Below are 4,689 nucleotides of genomic sequence, written 5' to 3' on the forward strand. Positions count from 1 at the left end.
CGCATACGCCGCAGCCAGATCACGCGCCAACGGCCCCATCGACCACCCATCCGTGGCGATATGGTGCACCACCAGCACCAACACCTCACCCCCCACACCCTCCAACGCCAGCTCCCCCAGCTGCTCCTCCTGCTCCTCCAGCTCCTCCAACTGCTCCTGCTGCTCCAACTGCTCCTGCTGCTGCTGTTCGCTGGGGTTCTCACACAGCAGATGCGCCCGCAACGGCAGGTCCACCACCACATCGAATCCCTGTGCCGCCACACGCGCCACGGCCTGCCGCATCCCCCCGGCCTCGACCTGCTCCACCAGCAGCCGGGGCCTGGCCTCACCCGCAGGCACCACATGCTGCCAGGGACGCCCGTCCTGCCCCGGGAACAACGTCCGCAACGCCTCGTGCCGCTCCACCACATCACCCAGCGCCGCCTCCAGCGCCCGCCGGTCCAACACCCCCGTGAACCGCAACGCCACCGGCACGTTGTACGTCGCCCCGCCCCCCTCCAACTGGTTCAGGAACCACAACCGGCGCTGACCGAACGACAACGGCACCCGCTGCGGCCGCTCCACCCGCTCCAACGCCGGACGCACCACCCCATCCCCCACACACTCCACCAGCCCCGCCACCGTCGGAGCCTCGAACAGATCCCTGATCGACAACTCCACCCCCAACACCGACCGCACCCGGCTGATCAACCGCGTCGCCAGCAGCGAATGCCCGCCCAACGCGAAGAAACTGTCATCAATACCGACCTCCGCCAGCCCCAGCACCTGAGCGAACAGCCCGCACAACACCTCCTCCCGGCCAGTACGCGGACCACGCCCCGACGTCATGCCCGACACATCCGGCACGGGGAGCGCGGCACGGTCCAGCTTCCCGTTCACCGTCAACGGCAGACCATCCAGCACCACCACAACCGACGGCACCATGTACTGCGGCAACCGCCCCCGCACACCCTCACGCACCGCAGCAACATCCAACCCACCCGCAGCGACACCCTGCTCCGCAACGACATAACCCACCAGCCGCTTATCACCCGGCCGGTCCTCCCGCACCACCACCACCGCCTGAGCCACACCGGGATCCAAAAGCAGCGCAGCCTCAACCTCCCCCGTCTCGATCCGGAAACCACGGACCTTGACCTGATCATCCGCACGCCCGACGAACTCCAACTGCCCGTCCCCGCCCCACCGCACCAGATCCCCCGTGCGATACAACCGCCCACCCGCCGCACCAAACGGATCCGCCACGAACCGGCCCGCCGTCAGACCCGCACGATTCAGATACCCCCGCGTTACCAGAGCGCCGCCGATATACAGCTCACCCACCGCACCCGGCGCCACTGGTTCAAGGCCGCCGCCCAGGACATACATACGGGTGTTCCACGCAGGTCGGCCCAGTGACACCACGCCCGCCTTGACCTGATCCTGAGGCGCGATGCGGTACTCCATACAACCGACAGTCGTCTCGGTCGGGCCGTACTCATTCATCACCGTGGTCTCGGGATGACCACGGCGCCATTCCTCAAGTGCTTCACCCAGCAGCGCCTCGCCACCCAACACCAGCTCACTCAGTTGCGAGCCCACCTCGGGTCGGCTGTCCAGCAGCGTCAGGTAACTCGGCGTCGCCTTCAGGAACGTCGGCTCGCAGAGCGGTGCCTCAGCCACCTCTTCCAGCTCGGCTATATAGACACAACCGCCATGGAGCAATGGCGCATAGAGGGCTGTGACTGTCAGGTCGAACGACAGCGGCGAGTGCAGCAGTGCCGTTCCGCGCACTCCCGGATACGTCTCCGCCGCCCAACTCAGATAGGCAACGAGCGACCGATGCTCGACGACAACGCCCTTTGGCCTACCGGTCGACCCCGACGTGTAGATGACATACGCCGGATCAACCGCCGACCCTGGGCGTGCAAGGTTGCTGTCAGGCTGTCCGTCGTGGAGCCCGACCTCATCGGTGAACACGCACTGCGCAGTGTCCTGAATCGGCAACTCCGATGCCGACTCGACCGTGGTCACTATCACCTCGGGACCGGCGTCTCGGAGCATGAACGCAATCCGCTCGCTGGGATGATCCAGGTCGATGGGCAGGTAGGCACCGCCGGCCTTGAGGACCGCGAGGACCGCCACGACCATGTCCGCCGACCGCGGCAACGCCAGCCCGACCAGACGCTCCGGACCCACACCCCGCTTCACCAACACACGTGCCAACCGGTTCGCCCGGGCATTCAACTCCCTGTAACTCAGACGGGCATCGCCGCAGACCACCGCGACCGCGTCCGGGGTCCGCGCTGCCTGGACCTCGAACAACTCGGATACCGTGCCATCCGGCACCGCACGGGTCGTGTCGTTGAACTCGACCAGCAGCCGCTCCCGTTCACCGGCAACCAGCGCATCGACGGCAGCAACCCGCTGATCAGGATCGTCCAGCATCGTGTGGAGCAAGTGCTTCAATCGGCTCAGCATCGTCTCAGCCGCCGATGTGTCAAACAGCTCGCTGTCGTACCGAAGCTGCAACCCCAACTTGTCACCCGGCAACACGCCGAGCTTCAAGGGATAGTGGTCGCCGTCGTAGCCTTCGATGCCGGTGATCGTCAGCCCTCCGGGCAGATCAGCGCTGTCGACGGCGACGGGGTAGTTCTCGAACACGTAGAGGGTGTCGAAGAGTTCACCCTGGCCGGCGGCACGCTGGATGTCGGTCAGGCCCAGGTATTGGTGGTCGCTAAGGCGGGACTGCTCCTCCTGCACCCGGGCCATCAACTCGGTCAGTGTCAGCGACGGGGCACAGGAAACCCTGACCGGAACGGTGTTGATGAACAGGCCGACCATCTGCTCGATGCCGGGGATCTCCGGCGGCCGTCCCGACACCGTCATACCGAAGACGACATCGTCCTTCCCCGTCAGCCGGGCCAGCAACAACGCCCACGCCGTCTGCAGCACCGTGTTCACCGTCAGCCCATGCCGACGCGCCAACTGCCTTATCGCTGAATCAGCTTCGCCGGACAGCTCAACCACGGTCTCCTCACGCGTGCCGGCTTGTGACCGGTGGCCGGTGGGGGCGAGCCTCGTCGGTTCCGCCCCGGCCAGCACCTCACGCCAGACCTCTTCGGCCTGGGTCCGGTCCTGCCGCGCCAGCCAGGCCGGATACGGCCGGTAGGGCACCGGCGCGGGCAGCGCACTGTCGTCCCCGCCTTGCCCATACAGCTCGAACAGCTCCCGCACAACCAGCGGACTCGACCAGCCGTCCAGCAGAATGTGATGGTTCATGATCACGAGCTTGTGCCAGTCCGGGGCGAGGCGGATCACCAGGAAGCGCATGAGCGGCGCGCTGGCCATGTCGAAACGGGCAGCCCGTTCCTCCTCCAGCAGCCGCGCCACCCGCTCACGCTGACCCGCCCCGGAGTACTCGCTCAGATCAACCTCACGCCACGGGAGCACCGGGTTGCCGGCGATCACCTGGACCGGCTCACCGTCACCGCCGGCCTGCCGGAAGCAGGCACGGAGACTGGCATGCCGGCCCACCAGCACCTCCGCCGACCGCCGCAGCACCCCCGCGTCCAAGACGCCCGCCAGGTCCAGCACCAGCTGGACGTTGTAGATGTCGGCGGCGTCCTCGTCGAACAGCGCGTGGAACAACAGCCCTTCCTGCAACGGCGAAGCAGGCAGCACATCCTCGACGGCCATCCCCTCACCAGCCCACTCATCGAGCTGCACCTGGTCGAGGGTGACCAGGGGGAAGTCGGAGGGCGAATGCCCGCCCGCCTCCGGCAGAGCCGCATGCCCCGCCAAAACCCCCAGCATCCGAACCCACAGACCAGCCAGCTCCTCAACCTCATCCCGGTCCAGAACCTCCTGCGGCCAGGACCACACCGCATCCAGACGCACGTCCTCACCACTGCCGTGCGCGATCGCGTTGATCTCCAGACAGTGGGACATCCCCATGCCCGGATCAGCCCCCAGAGGCGTTCCCGGAACCTCTCCCCCACCCGCCTCGAGAGCGGTGTCGAAGCGGCCGAGGTAGTTGAAAGCGATCTGGGGCCGGTCATAGCCCGCCAGAACCGGGGCGGTGCCGGGATTCAGATAACGCAGCAGCCCGTAACCGAACCCGTCATCGGGCAGCGCGTTCATCTGCTCCTTGACCCGCTTGACCACCCCGCCCAACGCCGGGCCACCCGCCCACACCTCATCCCAGTCCACCTCACCCACATCCAGCCGGACCGGGAAAATCGTCGTGAACCAGCCCACCGTCCTGGACAGATCCACCCCCTCCACATCCACCCGCCCATGCCCCTCCACATCCACCAGCACATCCCCACGACCACACCCACCACGCTGACCACACCCACCACGCTGATCACACCGGCCGTGCTGGTGGCGCCAGGCGGTCACAGCCAGCGCCAGCGCCGTCAGCAGCACATCATCAGCACCCGCATGGAACAGCGCCGGCACCCGCGTCAGGACCGCCTCACTCACCCCGGCCGGCACCGACACCGACACCACACCCGCACCACCGACCGTGTCCCGCACCCGATCCAGCGCACGCCGCCCCAGCAACGCCTCCCGCCCCGGACCCTCCAACACCCCACACCACAGCTCAAGCTCACCCGCCCGGGCCTCAGCCAGACCCGGAAGCATCCCCGCCCACCGGCGGAACGACGTCGCCACCACATCCAGCACCGGCCGCTCACCCGCCGC

1 protein-coding gene is annotated in these 4,689 nt (G+C 67.3%); it reads right to left on the bottom strand.

Translation table 11 applies throughout. The features are described 5' to 3' along the window. Nucleotides 1-4,671, bottom strand: a 4,671-nt coding sequence (locus AC07DF_RS41240; RefSeq protein WP_478982739.1) for an amino acid adenylation domain-containing protein, incomplete at its 3' end; no start/stop codon positions are given. Nucleotides 4,672-4,689 lie beyond the last annotated feature (18 nt).

It is taken from the genome of Streptomyces sp. NPDC044719 (genome assembly GCF_056433405.1).